The organism is Pseudomonas sp. AC169 (genome assembly GCF_979258515.1).
On record NZ_OZ409866.1, the window covers coordinates 4706451 to 4723639 of the forward strand.

At 58.1% G+C, this 17189-nt stretch carries 16 protein-coding genes; 5 read left to right on the plus strand and 11 right to left on the minus strand.

The window, feature by feature from the left end:
- Positions 1–2: 2 nt before the first annotated feature.
- From ACZZ0G_RS21130 to ACZZ0G_RS21145, 4 genes are all read right to left on the minus strand, one after another.
- Entirely contained in the window at positions 3–3551 is a 3549-nt protein-coding gene (locus tag ACZZ0G_RS21130) for a calcium-binding protein (protein WP_463557404.1), read from the minus strand.
- 440 nt (positions 3552–3991) lie between these two features.
- Entirely contained in the window at positions 3992–4621 is a 630-nt protein-coding gene (locus ACZZ0G_RS21135) for a LysE family translocator (RefSeq protein ID WP_397482698.1), read from the minus strand.
- A 90-nt stretch (positions 4622–4711) separates the two neighbouring features.
- The gene (locus ACZZ0G_RS21140; protein WP_007914003.1) at positions 4712–6061 is read right to left on the minus strand and encodes an NCS2 family permease; all 1350 of its coding nucleotides are present in this window, start codon (positions 6059–6061) and stop codon (positions 4712–4714) included.
- Positions 6062–6352: 291 nt separating this feature from the next.
- The gene (locus ACZZ0G_RS21145) at positions 6353–6799 is read right to left on the minus strand and encodes a MarR family winged helix-turn-helix transcriptional regulator (RefSeq protein WP_277761309.1); all 447 of its coding nucleotides are present in this window, start codon (positions 6797–6799) and stop codon (positions 6353–6355) included.
- A gap of 82 nt (positions 6800–6881) precedes the next feature.
- Here ACZZ0G_RS21145 and ACZZ0G_RS21150 point away from each other — a divergent pair, with 82 nt between their 5' ends.
- A complete protein-coding gene (locus ACZZ0G_RS21150) occupies positions 6882–8048 on the plus strand; it encodes an aminotransferase-like domain-containing protein (protein ID WP_463557405.1) in 1167 nt (388 codons plus the stop codon).
- Between the two features lie 161 nt (positions 8049–8209).
- On the opposite strand, the gene ACZZ0G_RS21155 is transcribed toward ACZZ0G_RS21150, so the two are convergent.
- The 5 genes from ACZZ0G_RS21155 to ACZZ0G_RS21175 form a co-directional block, all read right to left on the minus strand.
- A complete protein-coding gene (locus ACZZ0G_RS21155; RefSeq protein ID WP_463557406.1) occupies positions 8210–8581 on the minus strand; it encodes a glutaredoxin family protein in 372 nt (123 codons plus the stop codon).
- 104 nt (positions 8582–8685) lie between these two features.
- A complete protein-coding gene (gene folE, locus ACZZ0G_RS21160; RefSeq protein ID WP_003442011.1) occupies positions 8686–9231 on the minus strand; it encodes a GTP cyclohydrolase I FolE in 546 nt (181 codons plus the stop codon).
- Positions 9232–9308: 77 nt separating this feature from the next.
- Positions 9309–9866, minus strand: a complete 558-nt coding sequence (locus ACZZ0G_RS21165) for a Smr/MutS family protein (RefSeq protein WP_038366959.1) — start codon at positions 9864–9866, stop codon at positions 9309–9311.
- Positions 9867–9940: 74 nt separating this feature from the next.
- Complete coding sequence (locus ACZZ0G_RS21170) at positions 9941–10261, minus strand: hypothetical protein (protein ID WP_007914024.1); 321 nt, start codon at positions 10259–10261, stop codon at positions 9941–9943.
- Between the two features lie 130 nt (positions 10262–10391).
- On the minus strand, positions 10392–10982 hold the full coding sequence (locus ACZZ0G_RS21175) for a cysteine hydrolase family protein (RefSeq protein WP_463557407.1): 591 nt from the start codon (positions 10980–10982) through the stop codon (positions 10392–10394).
- A 239-nt stretch (positions 10983–11221) separates the two neighbouring features.
- Here ACZZ0G_RS21175 and prmB point away from each other — a divergent pair, with 239 nt between their 5' ends.
- Entirely contained in the window at positions 11222–12130 is a 909-nt protein-coding gene (gene prmB, locus ACZZ0G_RS21180; RefSeq protein WP_401393082.1) for a 50S ribosomal protein L3 N(5)-glutamine methyltransferase, read from the plus strand.
- 99 nt (positions 12131–12229) lie between these two features.
- Here prmB and ACZZ0G_RS21185 read toward each other — a convergent pair whose 3' ends face one another.
- Both ACZZ0G_RS21185 and ACZZ0G_RS21190 read right to left on the minus strand, forming a co-directional pair.
- Positions 12230–13021, minus strand: a complete 792-nt coding sequence (locus ACZZ0G_RS21185) for a hypothetical protein (RefSeq protein ID WP_463557408.1) — start codon at positions 13019–13021, stop codon at positions 12230–12232.
- Between the two features lie 99 nt (positions 13022–13120).
- Complete coding sequence (locus tag ACZZ0G_RS21190) at positions 13121–14074, minus strand: alpha/beta hydrolase (protein ID WP_463557409.1); 954 nt, start codon at positions 14072–14074, stop codon at positions 13121–13123.
- A 130-nt stretch (positions 14075–14204) separates the two neighbouring features.
- Here ACZZ0G_RS21190 and aroC point away from each other — a divergent pair, with 130 nt between their 5' ends.
- The 3 genes from aroC to ACZZ0G_RS21205 are packed head-to-tail and all read left to right on the plus strand — an operon-like array spanning position 14205 to position 17099.
- Positions 14205–15296 carry a chorismate synthase gene (aroC, locus tag ACZZ0G_RS21195; RefSeq protein ID WP_008080929.1) on the plus strand — a complete coding sequence of 364 codons (1092 nt, stop codon included), beginning with the start codon at positions 14205–14207 and terminating at the stop codon, positions 15294–15296.
- A gap of 34 nt (positions 15297–15330) precedes the next feature.
- Positions 15331–16476, plus strand: a complete 1146-nt coding sequence (locus tag ACZZ0G_RS21200; protein ID WP_311886294.1) for an MFS transporter — start codon at positions 15331–15333, stop codon at positions 16474–16476.
- Positions 16473–17099 (plus strand): methylthioribulose 1-phosphate dehydratase, encoded by a 627-nt coding sequence (locus ACZZ0G_RS21205; protein WP_034151739.1) that lies wholly within the window; start codon positions 16473–16475, stop codon positions 17097–17099. Before ACZZ0G_RS21200 ends, ACZZ0G_RS21205 begins: the two co-directional genes overlap by 4 nt.
- The last annotated feature ends 90 nt before the right edge of the window (positions 17100–17189 follow it).

The following is a 17189-nucleotide window of genomic DNA, read 5'->3' on the forward strand; positions in this document are numbered from 1 at the left end:
GGTTAATTATCGGGCAGCGACAGTGGCGCCGCCGCGTTGCTCTGATGGTTGCAACGGCGCAAGACTTGCAACTGCGAATAAGTTATTTCTCGAGATTTATTACTGTCCAGAATCCATTTTCGGTTCGCCAGGTTGTACTTCAGCCGGCCCGGAGTACCGTCGCCCAATACAATATTGCGCACGTACAACTCGCGTTGAGCTAGCGCAGAAAACTCCTCGGGCAAACTTGCCGTAGAAGGAGGTTGAAAATATCTGGCGTCGAGGCTGTCGATATAAACCCGATCGAAAGTCAGGTCCACGGTGTGTACCACGCCTTTTGGCCCGATGACAAAAATCTGATCAATCAGATCTTCGGAACCGTATTGCGGCAGATGCAGGGTGGCCGTTCCGATGTACAGCTGATTTCCAGCCAGGACGATTTTGAAATCTTTGATTTGTGTCGCATCGATTTCCCAGGTCGATGAGTTGTTCAACCGAACTTTAGCGGTCGCCAGGCCGCCCGGCGTCGAAATCCGTAAAACTCTGTTTTCGACCAAATGGACCACATAGGTGGCGCCTGCACCGGCAATGTTTTCGATCGCAATCTGTTCATTTACGGGCAAGAACCGGATACAGGAAGAACCGTGATCCAGTTCCTCGGCGCGGGTTTCGGGGATTTCGAAAATCGCGTTGGGGTTGGTTCTAAGCGGGAAACGCAGGTCGTGGCTGGTCAGCGTATTGGCGACAACGCTGTGTTTATAGTGCGCTGGAGGTACGGCATATTTCTCTTCGAGGATCAGCGTATGGGATATGCCATCGCGAAATACCAGCATATAGCCGTGGGTAGAGACGTTGGCTGCAGCGTTCTTCAGGGCAGCATCAAGCGTCGTTTCTGCGTACTGGCCGAAACCGGCGATCTGCAACAGGCTCTTGCCAAAGTAAAACAGAAAATCGCACGAGACATTGACCTTGTCCTTGTCCGCCGCTTCGTTCATCAAAATGGACGGAGTGGTGGCAAATGCAACGTGTGCACTGGTCATTTCGGCATAATCGTAATCAAGAAAGATGCGCGTGCCATTGATGGAAGTGGGGGAGCTGCCCGTTATGAATTGGGTGTGCGGATTGTAGCGCTGAACGTAATAGTGGGTGTTTTGCCGGGTGGGCACATTGCACACTTGCGAATGGACAATGGTGGTTTTTTCAGGGCGTCCCCGTCGGACTTCTTCTGCATATATCGTAACGGGATTGTTGTGTTCGATTGATTCAGGCAAATCCGGTTTCAGGTTATATCCATCCCGGGTAATGATGGTCACTTTGTCATTGTGCAAAACCCGACGGCCGTCTGTTATTTTATAGATGTTGTCGATGACTATTTTGCTTGTGCGACCGTAATGAAAGTCGAAGCTCACTTCTATGGTAAGACGACATCTGTCCACCTCCCATTTCTCGATCTGGTCCATTCGCCAACCCAGCGAGATCCTGCTTTCGTCTACACCATCTTCCGAGATGAGAACCCCACCCTCCGCCAATTCCACGTGATAATAATCCAGTCCCGATTCACCGGATGCTCTGGCGTTTGCCTTGTACAGATAAATCAAGTCGTTACCGGCGCCAGCATTGATGATGTCCGCGCCTCTTGAGGTCATCACGTTGGATGCTGCGGTGCCCGTGACAACGCTTCTTCCGTCTTGCAGCGTCTGCACGTTCTCAAAGTTTTCGAGCAGTGCCTTGAACGAGTAAGTCTCGCCATCCACTACAGACGCGTCCGGGTTCGGCGTATAAACCTGCAAGGTGCCCGCCGCCAGATCGATGTCGTAGCCGCGGCAGGTGATCGGATGCGACTGGACGCCGTCCATTATCAAGGTATCGCTGCCGGCACCGCCCTTGAGTCGGGAAAACTCACTGCTTTCGATATGTCTTGCCAGGTCATCCGCCGCATTCTGGACGATGAATCTGTCGTCTTTATCACCCCCCGCAAGATGCTTTACACCTTCATCGTAATAAAAGGCATTGGGCTTTTGCGCGACGCCAGTGATGGTGTCCCTGCCGCTACCGAGCAGCCATAAAATACCTTTGGTTTCCCCCGGCGTCCCCAATACGGCACCAGGGGTTTGAGCCGTTATGCCGTCGCGCGCATCAATAGTATCGTCAAGGCCGACCACCTCTGGAACATAGACAATCGGCATGGTTTCGACACCCCACCAGTGCTTCACGCGCTCGCGTCTTTTCTTCAGGCGATCTTCATAGCTGCCCTGCACGACGGCTTCGATGCTGTCCTTCTGCGTTTCGTCGAGTATCTGTCTGGCGGTCGCTTGCATTCGCTTGGCGGTTTCTATTTTGGCTTTGGCCAGTTCGTAACGATTTTTGATGTCCTGGTCTATGTCCATCAACGGCACAAAGGAAAACCATCCCGTGCGCCAGCGCTCTTCAACGGTGAGTTCGATGTAGTCATCGATTTCATCGACCATGCGTACGGCGCCGTAGACCTGCGATCCAATCGCCATCAGCGCACCCGCCGCGAGGCCGACCGGGCCGGCGAAGGAAAAACCGGCCATGGCGGCGCTACCGAGGATGACGGTCATGGCGGCACTGGCGATGTTCAAACCGGCGCTGACGTAATGATCCATCGCTTCTTTGCCGGTTTTATTGCTGGCGGCGTTGAATTCTCTGACGGCGCTGTAGATATCGAACGGCAATGTCAGTGCGCCGCCGATGAGTCCGCCGGAACGGCCCAGGCGAATCCCGGCGCGGGTTTTGGTGAAGTCCTTCAAGGCACCACTGCCGGCCTCGATCATGCGCTGGCCGACTTTGGTCACGGCGACGTCGGTGATAATCGAGCCCACCTCTGTACCGATCCCGATGCTGTTGAAGATGATTTCATCCTGATCATTTTTCTTCACGGCATCGTAAATGCCGCGAATTCCCATGAATATGCCAAAAGCCTGAATACCGACGCTGGCGCCGATCATCGAATGGTTCTTGATGATGAGCCAACTGGGATTGCTGCGCTTGCTTGAATAGGCCAAGTGCAAATCGAGAGTCTGGGCGGAGCTCAACAGGCGAGACATTTTTTTCGCGTATCCGCTTTCCTCGACACTTGCCCCGGTGTCTTCGCGGATGACCGGCGGGGCAGTGGTCGGGCGCAGACTGGCGAGTTCGAACAGAAAGGAAGGCAGTAAATAGTCATCACCGAACGTGGAAACTTTCATGCGTTTTTCGATGGCGTCATAACTGAGTTGCAGGGCGTTGACGAAGGATCGACTGGGCGTCCTGAACTGTGTGTTATGACCGGTGAGCGGCTGGCCATCGATGGTCGCCCCCAAGGCATCCAGAGCGCGGCGTGTCACGGTGTACGACCCTATTTTCAGCGGTCCGAACAGATCGTCGAGCACCTTGAGTTGACCGGGCTTTCGTTGCCCGGTCGAGGCTGATGTGTTTGCCGGTTTATCGGCGCTTGTCGCTTCGAAGTCGATCGTCTCGGCGGTGCGTTCATTGCGTTGCATGCCGATGTCCGATACTTCGACAGTGTCATCCCGGGCATAGGTGTTTTCAACAGGTATGGGTTTTGACATTGAAACTTCCTTGTTCAATATAGTCTGCAACGGCGGAGCAATGTTGTGGTAGAGAAACAACTAAATGTAATACGAGTAAAGAGCTGAAACGTTGCAACTCAAGAAGAGGATAGAGGCCGTCTACTTGAGTAATGATGAATCTGCGTATTTTAGATGAGAGACAATCCGTGTTCCCATCCAGAACAATGACTTCACTGTTTTTGGCGAATCCATGTGCAGCGATTGTGCATGGTTGTATCGAGGGGTGGAGAATTTTTTATAACAGTATGTTAAGTGTTACGAAGTGTTTTTGTTGTCTGGAAGTTGCGATCAACGTTCTCTTATAAAAAAGAAAGTTGTTTGCCCTGACGCGTCCGTCTGACCGCAGTTTGAGGCTGTTGCTCCTCAACGTTGCGTGTAGCGGGGCGGGCTGATTCAGGAGGAATGAGCCCGCCAGAGTTTCAATGGCTGCTGAGCAAAGACGCCGCGCCGGCACCACCAAACAAGCCGGCACTGATCCGGTTGAACCAACTCTGGCCTTTACCACTGCGCAGATAACGCGCGGCACCGTGGGCCCCCAGTCCGTAGGCCAGTTTGCAGAGCAGGTCGAGCGCAGTCCAGGTCGCAATCATCACCAGCAACTGCGGGAGAAATGGCGTTTCGGCGCTGAGAAACTGCGGCAAGAATGCGGCGAAAAACAGGATGTCCTTCGGGTTGCTCGCGCCCAGCACAAAAGCGCGGCCGAACAGCGTGCGGAAGCGTGGCACCGGCGCCGCTTGCGGCACTTCGGCGCCAACCGAGGGCTGACGCGATTGCTGCCAGCTCTGCCAGGCGAGGTAGAACAGGTAAAGGGCACCGACGATCTTCAGGGCACTGAACAGTTTTTCCGACGCGAGCAGCAATGCACCGAGTCCCAGGGCCGAGGCGCTGAGCAGGCAGATCGAAGCGCTGACGCCGCCAAGAAAGGCCGGGTAAGAACGGCGTAACCCATAATTCAGACTGTTGCTGATCATCAACAACGACAGTGGCCCCGGAATCAGGATCACCACCAGCGCAGCGCCACTGAACAGCAGCCAGGTTTCCAGACTCATCACTTTCCTCCTTTTTTTGTTGTACTCAAGAATGTGCAAAAGCCCCACCCGCGAGGGTGAGGCTGTTTTGACGCTTGAACCGCGTGACGCTTACAAGAAGATGAACTTGGCGATGAAGATCGCGCAGAGCACCCACAGGCTCACGGAAATCTCTTTGTATTTACCGGTGCCGGCCTTCAGCGCGACGTAGGTAATGAAGCCCAACGCGATGCCGTCGGCGACCGAGAAGGTCAGCGGCATCATGATCGCGGTGACGATGGCCGGGATGGCGTCAGTGGCCTCATCCCATTCGATGTGGGCCATGCCGCCCATCATTAGCATCGCAACGTAGATCAACGCACCAGCGGTGGCGTAGGCCGGAATCATGCCGGCCAGCGGTGCGAAAAACATCGCCGCTATAAATAGCACACCTACGGTGACTGCGGTAAGACCAGTCCGACCACCAGCGGCCACACCGGCAGCACTTTCCACATAGCTGGTTACTGGCGGAACACCGACCACGGCGCCGAAAACACTGGATGCACTGTCGGCTTTCATTGCACGGGAGAGGTTTTCGATACGGCCGTCAGCGTTGACCAGATTGGCGCGCTGGGCGACACCCATCAGCGTGCCGGCGGTGTCGAACATGTGCACAAAGAGGAAGGCGAGTACCACGCTGATCATGCTGACGTTAAACACGCCGGCAACATTCATTGCCATGAAGGTCGGGGCCAGACTCGGCGGGGTCGACATGATTCCTTCGTAGTGCACGATGCCCAGGCCCCAACCGGCGAGGGTCACGGTGATGATGCTGATGAGGATTGCGCCGAAGACCCGGTGATAGCTGAGAATCGCGATCATCAGGAAGCAGATGGCGGCGAGCAGTGGGCCAGGTTCGCGCAGGGAGCCGAGTTTGATCAGGGTCGCCGGGCTATCGACGACGATACCCGCGGTTTTCAGACCGATCAGGCCGAGGAACAGACCGACACCGGCGCCCATCGCAAAGCGCAGGCTGACTGGAATGCTGTTGAGCAGCCACTCACGAATCCGCGAGAAGGTCAGAATCATGAACAACACACCGGAGACGAACACCGCACCCAGCGCAGTTTCCCAGTTGTAGCCCATGGTGCCGACCACGGTGTAGGTGAAGAACGCGTTGAGGCCCATGCCCGGCGCCAGACCCACCGGCCAGTTGGCGTACAGGCCCATCAACAGGCAGCCCAGTGCGGCGGCGATACAGGTGGCGACGAAGGCTGCACCGTGGTCAATCCCGGCATCGGCCATGATGTTCGGGTTGACGAAGATGATGTAAGCCATGGTGATGAAGGTTGTCAGACCGGCAATCAGCTCGGTCTTCACCGTGGTGCCATGCAAGCTGAGTTTAAACAGACGTTCCAGCAAGCCACTGCGTAATGGCGGCGAGAGGTCCAGCGTCGATGCTTCGGATTTGCGGCTTTCCACAGCGAGTACTCCTCAAGAGTTTTATTGTTATTTCCAGGGCCGGACCCATGAGGGGTGGCAGCGGCCCTTTGAGGCATACGCGAATTTGTTGACCATGCGGTCAGGAACTCGCACGCTGTGGATTATGCTTTTGTGTACAAATAAAGCAAATATTGTTTTTGGTTTTGTTTACGAAAGTTCCGTCGATAGGGATATATCGCCTCCGAAAGCCCCTTCGCGAGCAGGCTCGCTCCCACATTTGAAATGCGTTCTCCTGTGGGAGCGAGCTTGCTCGCGAAGAGGCAGTCCTGGTCAATCGAGAGCCGTCTGACTTTTCCCAAGGGCCATATTCACCGCCAACCAGCCATTCACCGCCGCCTCGCCAGCCTCGGCAAACACCCGCTCCAGCAATTTCACCTGCTCCCGCCGCAGCGCCTGTTCAAACTTCGCGCCTTCCGCCGTCAACTCCAGCAGGCGCTTACGCTTGTCAGCCTCCGACGCCACGCTGTCCACCAGATGCATTTCCTGCAACTGCCGCAACGGCATGTTCAGCGCCTGTTTGCTCACCCCGAGCAATCCCAGCAATTCCTTCACGCTCAAATTCGGGTAGCGGGCAATGAAAAACACAATGCGCTGATGCACCCGCGACAGGCCACGGCGCTCGAGCATTTCATCAGCCTTGGCAGTGAACGCCTGATAGCCGAAGAAAAACGCTTCCATCGCCTGTTGCTGACTGGATGGGTTTTTAAGGTCAAGCATGTTGACGTACTCGCTCAAGCTGTCGTAATTTCAGTCAACCAGTTTGACTCATTTTTCGCATCCCTTGCTACCGGTGACCGCCATGGCTTTTTCCGAACGTGTCTCGCGCCTTAAAAGTTCTTTGATCCGTGAAATCCTCGCCGCTGCGCAGCGCCCGCAGGTGATGTCGTTCGCTGGCGGTTTGCCGGCCGAAGCCATGCTGCCCAAGGTCGAGTGGGCCGACATGCCGCTGTCGCTCGGCCAATACGGCATGAGCGAAGGCGAACCGGCGTTGCGCGAAGCGTTGGCAGCGGAGGCGAGGGCGCTGGGCCTGGAATGCGAGGCGAGTCAGGTGCTGGTGGTCAGCGGTTCCCAGCAAACCCTCGATCTGGCGGCGAAGTTGTACATCGACAAAGGCACGGAAATCCTGCTCGAAGCGCCGACCTATCTCGCCGCGCTGCAAATCTTCCAGCTGTTCGGCGCCGATTGCCTGACCGTGCCGCAGGAATCAGACGGCCCGAACCTGACGCAATTGCGCGAACGTCTGGAACAACATCGTCCGGCGTTCATCTATCTGATTCCAACATTCCAGAACCCGTCCGCGGTCCGCTACAGCGAAGCCAAGCGTGCAGCAGTCGCCGCATTGCTCGATGAATTCGATGTCACCCTGATTGAAGATGAACCCTACCGTGAACTGACTTTCGATGGCGGTAGCGCCAAACCGATTGCCGGGCGTCTGAAGACGGCGAGTTGGATTTACACCGGCACCGTGTCGAAAACCCTGCTGCCTGGACTGCGTGTTGGCTACCTGATTGCCAGTCCCGATCTGTTCCCGCACCTGCTCAAGCTCAAGCAATCGGCAGATCTGCATACCAACCGCATCGGCCAGTGGCAGGCGCTGCAATGGATCGGTACGGAGAAGTACCAGCAGCATTTGAGCGAATTGCGTGGCTTCTATCGGCAGCGGCGGGATGCCTTTCAAGTGGCGCTGGAAACGCACTTTTCTGATCTGGCGGATTGGAACATGCCGCAGGGCGGACTGTTTTTCTGGCTGACGTTGAAGCAGCCGCTGGATACGCGGACGTTGCTCAATGAGGCGTTGGCCAATGACGTGGCGTTTATGCCGGGGGAGCCGTTTTTCCCGGATCCGGATAAGCATCACGGGCATTTGCGTTTGAACTTCAGCCACATCGATCCGGCGCGGCTGGATGAAGGGCTCAAGCGATTGGCGGCGGTGGTGCGGCAGGCGCAGCTAGATAAAGCGGCCTGAAAACAAATAAACCGGCTTGTGGGCCGGTTTATTTTTGACTGGGATTAGCGGTGGCTGAGAGGGCCTCTTCGCGAGCAGGCTCGCTCCCACAGTGGAAATGCATTCCAAAGGGTGGGAGCGAGCCTGCTCGCGAAGGCGTCAATCAACCCACCACATAATCATCAGACCGCCGCAAACCGCTTATCCAGATAATCAATAATCACCTTGGACTCGTACATCCAGGTCGTCTGGCCATTCTCTTCAATGCGCAGGCAAGGCACCTTGATCCGGCCGCCCTGATCCAGCAGGGCCTGACGATCCTGCTCGTTGTTCTTCGCATCCTTCAACGCCACCGGCACGTTCAAGCGGCGCAGTGTACGGCGGGTTTTCACGCAGAACGGGCAGGCGTGGAACTGATACAGCGTCAGATCTTTTGCGGCGGCATCCACTTGCGCCTGCGCAGCGGCGGGGCGTTTTTTCTTGCCCGGGCGAGTGATGAAGTCGATGAAGATAACCAGTTGGCCGAGGCCGACACGAAGCGCTTTGACGAACACGTTGAAAGCCTCACGGTGCAGATTGAGAAAGGCGCGCAGCTTACCCGATTTTTCACGGACGAAAAAAAACCGGCGATGAATGCCGGTTTTTTTCGTACAGCAAATTACTTGATGAGGCTGAGAAATTCGCTGCGGGTCGCGGCGTTTTCGCGGAACTCACCGAGCATCACCGAAGTGATCATCGACGAATTCTGCTTCTCGACACCGCGCATCATCATGCACATGTGCTTGGCCTCGATCACCACGGCTACGCCCAGCGCGCCGGTGACTTGCATCACTGCATCGGCGATCTGGCGGCTGAGGTTTTCCTGGATTTGCAGGCGACGCGCGTACATGTCGACGATCCGCGCGACCTTCGACAGGCCCAGCACTTTGCCGCTCGGGATGTAGGCGACGTGCGCCTTACCGATGAACGGCAGCAGGTGGTGTTCGCACAACGAGTACAACTCGATGTCCTTGACCAGCACCATTTCGCTGTTGTCGGAGCTGAACAGGGCACCGTTGGTGACCTCTTCGAGCGTCTGTTCATAACCGCGGCAGAGGTACTGCATGGCTTTGGCGGCACGCTTTGGCGTGTCGAGCAGGCCCTCGCGGGAAACGTCCTCGCCCAATTGGCCGAGAATCGCGGTGTAATTCTGTTCCAGGGACATGAAACTACCTGTGGGGATTTTCGCAAAGGGCAAGGGTACGGTGGCGGACACAACCCTGCAAGTTCGGTGTGACGGGATTATTCGTCGCGGCCTTCCATCATGGTGCGTTTGAGCATCACATAAACCGCGCCGGCACCGCCGTGTTTCGCCTGGCACGAGCAGAAGCCGAGCACTTGGGCATGCTGGCGCAACCAGGTGTTGACGTGGCTTTTGATCATTGGCCGCTTGCCGTCGAGGCGCACAGCCTTGCCGTGGGTCACGCGTACGCAGCGGATTTCGAATTTGGTCGCTTCGGCAAGAAACGCCCAGAGGGTTTCGCGGGCTTTTTCCACGCTCATGCCATGCAGGTCGAGGCTGCCTTCGAACGGTATCTGACCGACCTTGAGCTTGCGCATCTGACTTTCCTGCACGCCGTCGCGGGACCACATCAACTCGTCTTCCGGGCCGACGTCGATCACGAACTGATCGGACAGACCATCCACGGTAGCGGTGTCGGTGCGCACGGTGGCCGACTGGCGCAGCTTGGCAATCTGTGCGCGGTCAGCCTTGGGTTTGCCAGTGTCGGCGCGGTCGTGCTTGATCGGCTTGACGCCTTGGATCGCACTTTTGAACAGGGAAAAATCGTCGTCTTGCATGTCAGCCTCCGCGAAGGGCGGCCAGTTTACCCAAGTCGAAACAAAACGGCCCGGCAAAAAGCCAGGCCGGTGATTCAGTCGTGTTTTTTCATCAGGTGCGGGGACATGTTCAGTTCCCGCGATTGCCGTGCGCGACGGCGGCAGCGGCGCCACAGGGCGACACCGAAATACAGAAACAGCAGACCGACCGCCAGAATGATCGCCGAGCCCATCGGCGTAGCGTTCAAGTCACCGAGTGCCGGTGGGCGCCCGAGCAGGCTGGCCGCCCCGGCCATCGCCAGCAGCACACCGAACGTCGCCAGAATGGCCGCGATCGCTGCGCCGAATCGAAATCGCCAGTTGCTTTGGCCTTTGGGCCGCAAGCGGCGTGCGTCAAATCCATCGGATAACTTCATTCCGACCTTCCTCAATGGGTATCGGCCCTTCGACCGGGAGTTGACCGGGTTGTTCCTGAGGCTATGGCATTTGCGGCAAATGAGAGGATTTTGCGGATGAGCGGCGCCGTGAGCCGCTCATCAGAGCCGATCAGATCAGGTCTTGAGTCAGCGCGAGGGTGGCGAAGTTGTCCGCCATGATCGCCATTTCGGCTTCCTGTACGACTGCGGCGCTGAGCACGCGGCCCTTGAACGGCAAGTCGCGGGTTGCGCAGGCGTCTTCCACCAGGGTGCAACGGAAGCCCAGGTTTTTCGCTGCACGCACGGTGGTGCTGACGCTGGAGTGGCTCATGAAACCGCAGACGATCAGGTCCAGCGAGCCAAGGTTCTGCAAGCGATCGAGTAATTCGGTGCCGTGGAAGGCGCTCGGCAGAAGTTTGCCGATAATGGTTTCATCGCCTTGTGGTTCGAGGCCCGGGATGAATTCGCCGCGTTCGCCCTGCGGGTCGAACAGGCCACCAACGGTGCCGAGATGACGCACGTGCACGATCGGCCGACCGGCTGCACGGGCTGCGGCAACCACTTGTTTGATGTTCGCGACGGCCGCGTCCATGCCGTTCAGGGCCAGGGGGCCACTGAGATATTCTTTCTGGGCATCGATGATGACCACGGTGGCATGGCTCAGTGTGGCCGCTGCGTAACCGCGACCGCTGAGTTGAAACATCGTTTTTGGAACGGACATTCTGGGGCTCCTTGGGGTGGGGCTTTTGCGACATTGTCCTCTGGCTGAGCGGTTCTGTGAATCGCTACCATCGTAGGCACCGTCGTTATTGGCCTGCAGCCTTGTCAAGTTACACGTTCTGTTCAATGGCCGATGCAAAAAACAGAAAACTCCTACCGTCGCCGCGATGTTTTTCCTGCGTCGTCCTTACGCGTTTTGGCTGGTAGAATCGCCAGTCGTTTTTTCTGGAGTTCTGCGCCGTGATCACTTCCCGCCTTCGTACCCTGCGTGACCATATCCGTTGGGCCGTCAGCCGCTTCCATGGGGAGGATCTGTTTTTCGGCCATGGCACCGACAATGCCTGGGACGAAGCCCGGCAACTCGTACTCGGTGCTTTGCACCTGCCGTGGGAAATCGCCGACAGCTATCTCGATTGCGCGCTGGAAGACGACGAGCTGGTCAACCTGCAACGCCTGCTCAAGCGCCGTATCGAAGAACGCATTCCGACCGCGTATCTGTTGGGCGAAGCGTGGTTCTGCGGCATGTCGTTCATCGTCGACGATCGCGTGTTGATCCCGCGTTCGCCGATTGGTGAACTGATCGAAAACCGCTTCGCGCCGTGGATCGGCACTGAGCCGGCACGCATTCTCGACCTCTGCACTGGTTCCGGTTGCATCGGCATTGCCTGCGCCTACGAGTTCCAGAACGCCGAGGTGGTGCTGGCCGATCTGTCGTTCGAAGCGCTGGAAGTGGCCAACCAGAACATCGAGCGCCATGGCGTCGATGAGCGCGTCTACACCGTGCAGGGCGATGGTTTTGATGGTTTGCCGGGGCAGCGTTTCGACCTGATCGTGTCGAACCCGCCTTATGTGGATGCGGAAGATTTCGCTGACATGCCGGACGAATATCAGCATGAACCGGAGCTGGGTCTGGCCTGTGGCGATGATGGTCTGAATCTGGTTCGACGGATGCTCGCCGAAGCGGCGGATCACCTGACCGAGAAGGGCTTGTTGATTGTCGAGGTGGGTAACAGCCAGGTGCACGTTGACGCGCTGTACCCGGAAGTCGATTTCGCCTGGCTCGAATTCGAGCGCGGCGGGCATGGCGTGTTCATGTTGACCGCCGAACAGTGCCGCGATCATCAGGCCTTGTTCGCTTCCCGCGTCTAATCATTAAAAGCTTCGCGAGCAAGCTCGCTCCCACAGGGAAATGCATTCCAAGGTGGGAGCGAGCCTGCTCGCGATTAGCCGCGATGCGGTCTCAAGCCATCAGCGGTGCGTGGCAATCCAGATCAACAACCCCGCCTGAAACACCGCAAACGCCACCAGACACGTAATGGTAAAGCGCAATCCCGCGTCTTCGCGCTTGAACTTGCTGACCTTCTCGTCCTGCTTCTTCAGCTTCACTTCCTGCTCGGCCAGATTTTGCTCGGCCTGCTGGAGCATCTGCGCCGCTTCAAGAATCTCGACGATCTGCAGCTTTTCGCTGTTCCAGTCGCCGAGCAGATCACCGACCAGCACATCCTTGATGCTGCCCTTCAAATGCTGGGCATCGGCGTAAACCACATCAAAGCCGTGCACGCGCAGAAAATGATCGCGACGCAGACGGGTGTCTTCGTTCAGCGCGTCCTTGTTGTTCAAGTCCATGCCGTCGACGGTGTAGGCGGGCCAACGCTTTTTCGCCCAGTTGATACCTTGCGCGGCCATGAAGCGGCCGATGCCACGGTTCAATGGTTCGATCTGCAAGCCGCTGTCCGGGCCGAAACTCACCCGCTTGGTGGTGTGATCGACCCACACATCGAGATGATTCTGCTCTTTGCGCACCCGCTGGCTCGGCAGCTTGATTGCCATGCGCATCAGGCTTTTTTCTTTGCTGTTGCGCTCGGCGTAACCGAATTCAACGAAGCGCAACGGCCGCCCGCCGGTGTTGCGGTCGGTTTGCAGCGGAGCCAGGCGGAGCATCTTGTGGTGCTCGACGTGGACATCCGCCCACGGCAGCTCGGCCGCTGGCGGTGCGTCTTTTTCAGCGGTGGTGTCGGGTGAAGTCTGGGTATCAGTCATAACGGCGAGATCCTGTCCAAGCCCTGCTTGTCGCCAGCTGTTGCGCTGGCGACAAAGGCTTATCGGCCGCTTTTTGCAGGACTAGAGGGTAAACCGCGCTTAACGGGTGCGAAGTCCGTCAATAAACTCGATGATTTTGCTACCCAATTCCGCCGCCAACGGCAAATTAGGATCCTTGTAGGACGCCAATTGCCGTTTCATGTCGTTGTGGACGATGCGCAACACATGGTTCATGCCCTCGATTACCGCCAATTCGGCGTCCGGTTTGGCGGCTTTGAGCAGCTTCGCGTCCTCGGTGCCGACCTGAATATCGTTGCTGCCCTGAACGATCAGCGCCGGCATCTTCAATTGCGCAAAGGCTTTCGCCGGATCCTGGCGGAACAGCGAAATCAGATACGGTTGCACGCTCGGGCGGAAAATCACCTGCAACGGTTGCGGCACATTATCGTCTGTGCGACCGGCCTTGAGGCTGTCGAGCAGTTCGTTGCTGCGCAGCATCAGCGGCGGCGGCAGGCTGCGCGCCAGTTGTTCGCGGATCACTTGATCGACCGGGCGCGCGCTGCCGGACAGGGAAATCACCGCCGCCGCATCGACCTCCGGAGCGGCCAGCGTGGCAATCATCGCCCCTTCACTGTGGCCCAGCAGGATCAACTTGCCGAAGCGCGGATCAGCCTTGAGCTTGCGCGCCCAGGCCTGAGCATCGGCGACGTAGGCTTCGACCGACAAATTACGCTCATCCGGCGTCGCCGCCAGGCTCGCGGCCACCCCGCGCTTGTCGTAGCGCACGCTGGCGATGTTGTGTTTGGCCAGCACCCACGCCAAGCGCTTGAGGCTGTCATTGCGCCCGCCGTCGGGGTTGTTTCCGTCACGGTCTGTAGGACCCGAGCCAGAAATGATCAGGACAACTGGCACTGGACTGTCGGACTTTGGCAGCAACAACGAGCCGAAAAGCTCGCCGGTGCCGGTATCCAAAGTGACCGGGCGTTGTAGGACCGTCGCTTGGGCAAAGCCCGTAAACAGGGTAAGACTCAAGATCAAAACTCGCAGCATCATCACGCCATCATTCGCCAAGGTGCCGGTTGGACTCGCCAGCACCACTAAGGTTCGAGGATGAACTACTCGGTTAGCCTGCGTATACTGGCGCGCATCACGAATTTGGGTTTGATTTCACGGAGCGTCCTGCATGTCCGGCAATACCTACGGCAAGTTGTTCACTGTCACCACCGCTGGCGAAAGCCATGGTCCGGCGTTGGTCGCCATTGTCGACGGCTGCCCGCCGGGCCTGGAGATCTCCCTCGAAGACCTGCAGCGCGACCTCGATCGCCGCAAGCCCGGCACCAGCCGCCACACCACCCAGCGTCAGGAAGCCGACGAAGTCGAAATCCTTTCCGGGGTGTTCGAAGGGCGCACCACCGGTTGCTCGATCGGCCTGCTGATCCGCAACACCGACCAGAAGTCCAAGGACTACTCGGCGATCAAGGATCTGTTCCGCCCGGCCCACGCCGACTACACCTACCACCACAAATACGGCGAGCGCGACTACCGTGGCGGTGGCCGCAGCTCGGCGCGCGAAACCGCGATGCGCGTGGCGGCCGGTGCAATCGCCAAGAAATACCTGGCCAGCCAAGGCATCGTCATTCGCGGCTACATGAGCCAGCTCGGCCCGATCGAAATCCCGTTCAAGACCTGGGATTCGGTGGAAGAGAACGCTTTCTTCAGCCCGGACCCGGACAAAGTCCCTGAGCTGGAAGCCTACATGGATCAATTGCGTCGCGACCAGGACTCGGTCGGGGCGAAGATCACCGTCGTTGCCGAAGGCGTGATGCCGGGTCTCGGCGAGCCGATTTTCGACCGTCTCGACGCTGAACTGGCCCATGCGCTGATGAGCATCAACGCAGTCAAAGGCGTGGAAATCGGCGCCGGTTTCGCCTCGGTCGCCCAACGCGGCACCGAACACCGCGATGAAATGACCCCGCAAGGTTTCCTCAGCAACAATGCCGGCGGCATTCTCGGTGGCATCTCGTCCGGTCAGCCAATCGTTGCCCATCTGGCGTTGAAACCGACGTCGAGCATCACCACCCCGGGCCGTTCGATCGATATCCACGGCAACCCGGTCGACGTCATCACCAAGGGCCGTCACGACCCTTGCGTTGGCATCCGCGCCACGCCGATTGCCGAAGCGATGATGGCCATTGTGCTGATGGATCACTTGCTGCGTCACCGTGGGCAGAACGCCGATGTGCGCGTGAGCACGCCGGTGCTGGGTCAGCTTTGATGGCGGGCTTTAAAGCCGTCGCGGCATAACCGGCGTGGCGGCGCTCCCTTACTGGCGGCTGTCCAGTTTCTATCTGTTCTATTTCGCCTTGCTCGGTTCGACAGCGCCGTTTCTGGCGCTGTATTTCGATCACCTCGGCTTCAGTCCGGCGCGGATTGGTGAACTGGTCGCCATCCCGATGCTGATGCGCTGCGTGGCGCCGAACATCTGGGGCTGGCTCGGCGATTACACCGGCAAACGCCTGGCCATCGTGCGCTTCGGCGCGGTGTGTACGCTGCTGACTTTCTCGTTGATTTTCGTCAGCAAGACCTACGCCTGGCTGGCGATGGTCATGGCGCTGCACGCATTCTTCTGGCACGCGGTGCTGCCGCAATTCGAAGTGATTACGCTGGCGCATTTGCAGGGGCAAACTTCGCGTTACAGCCAGATTCGTTTGTGGGGGTCGATCGGTTTCATCATCACCGTGGTCGTGCTCGGTCGTCTGTTCGAATGGCTGAGCCTCGACATCTACCCGGCGGCGCTGGTGCTGATCATGGCCGGCATCGTCCTCAGCAGCTTGTGGGTGCCGAACGCGCAACCGCCGCAAGGCAATCGGCCGAACGGTGAGGGTTTCCTCAAACAACTGCGCAATCCCGGCGTGCTGGCGTTTTATGGCTGCGTCGCGCTGATGCAGATGAGCCACGGCCCGTATTACACCTTTCTGACCTTGCACCTTGAACGACTTGGCTACACACGCGGCACCATCGGCATGCTCTGGGCAGTGGGTGTGGTCGCCGAAGTGCTGATGTTCATGGCCATGAGTCGAATACTTGCGCGCTTTTCCCTGCGCCGGGTGCTGATGGCGAGTTTTCTGCTGGCGGCGCTGCGCTGGTTGCTGCTAGGTTCGTTCGCCGAGTTTCTTTGGGTGTTGCTGTTCGCGCAGATTCTGCACGCGGCGACCTTCGGCAGCTTTCACGCCGCTGCCATCGCGTTCGTGCAACGTAGCTTCGGTGCGCGTCAGCAAGGCCAGGGCCAGGCGCTGTACGCCGCACTCGCCGGCACCGGCGGAGCGCTGGGCGCGTTGTATTCCGGTTACAGCTGGAATGCCCTCGGCGCGACATTGACCTTTAGTATTGCCAGTCTCGCGGCGCTCGCTGCTGCCGTTATCATTGCCACACGTATGCAAGAGGACAGGCCATGAGCCTTACGCGTGAACAACTCGCCCAGCAAATCGTCGATGCCGGGCGTTTTCTGTATGGTCGCGGCTGGTCGCCGGCCACCAGCAGCAATTACTCGACACGTCTGTCGCCGAGCGAAGCGCTGCTGACGGTCTCGGGCAAGCACAAGGGCCAGCTGGGTCTGGACGATGTGCTCGCCACCGACCTTTCCGGCAACAGTCTGGAGCCGGGCAAAAAGCCGTCCGCCGAAACCTTGCTGCACACTCAGTTGTATAGCTGGCGTCCGGAGATCGGCGCGGTGTTGCACACCCATTCGGTGAATGCCACGGTGCTGTCGCGCCTGACGCCGGAAGACTTTATCGAGTTCGAAGATTACGAACTGCAAAAAGCCTTCAGCGGCATCTCGACCCATGAATCGCGGGTGCGGGTGCCGATTTTCGACAACGATCAGGACATTGCGCGCCTCGCCGCCAAGGTGCAGCCTTGGCTCGACGCCCATCCCGATTGCGTCGGCTATCTGATCCGCGGCCACGGCCTCTACACCTGGGGCGCGCAGATGAACGACGCGCTGCGGCAGATCGAGGCCTTTGAATTTCTGTTTGAATGCGAGTTGAAAACCCGCAGCGTCATGAACCGCCAAGGCTGACTTCACCAGAAGTAGCCCATTTGCCTGATGAAATGCTGTGCCCGACCGGTCTGCAAGAACCGGACGGCAAGGCCGATACCGAGGAATTGC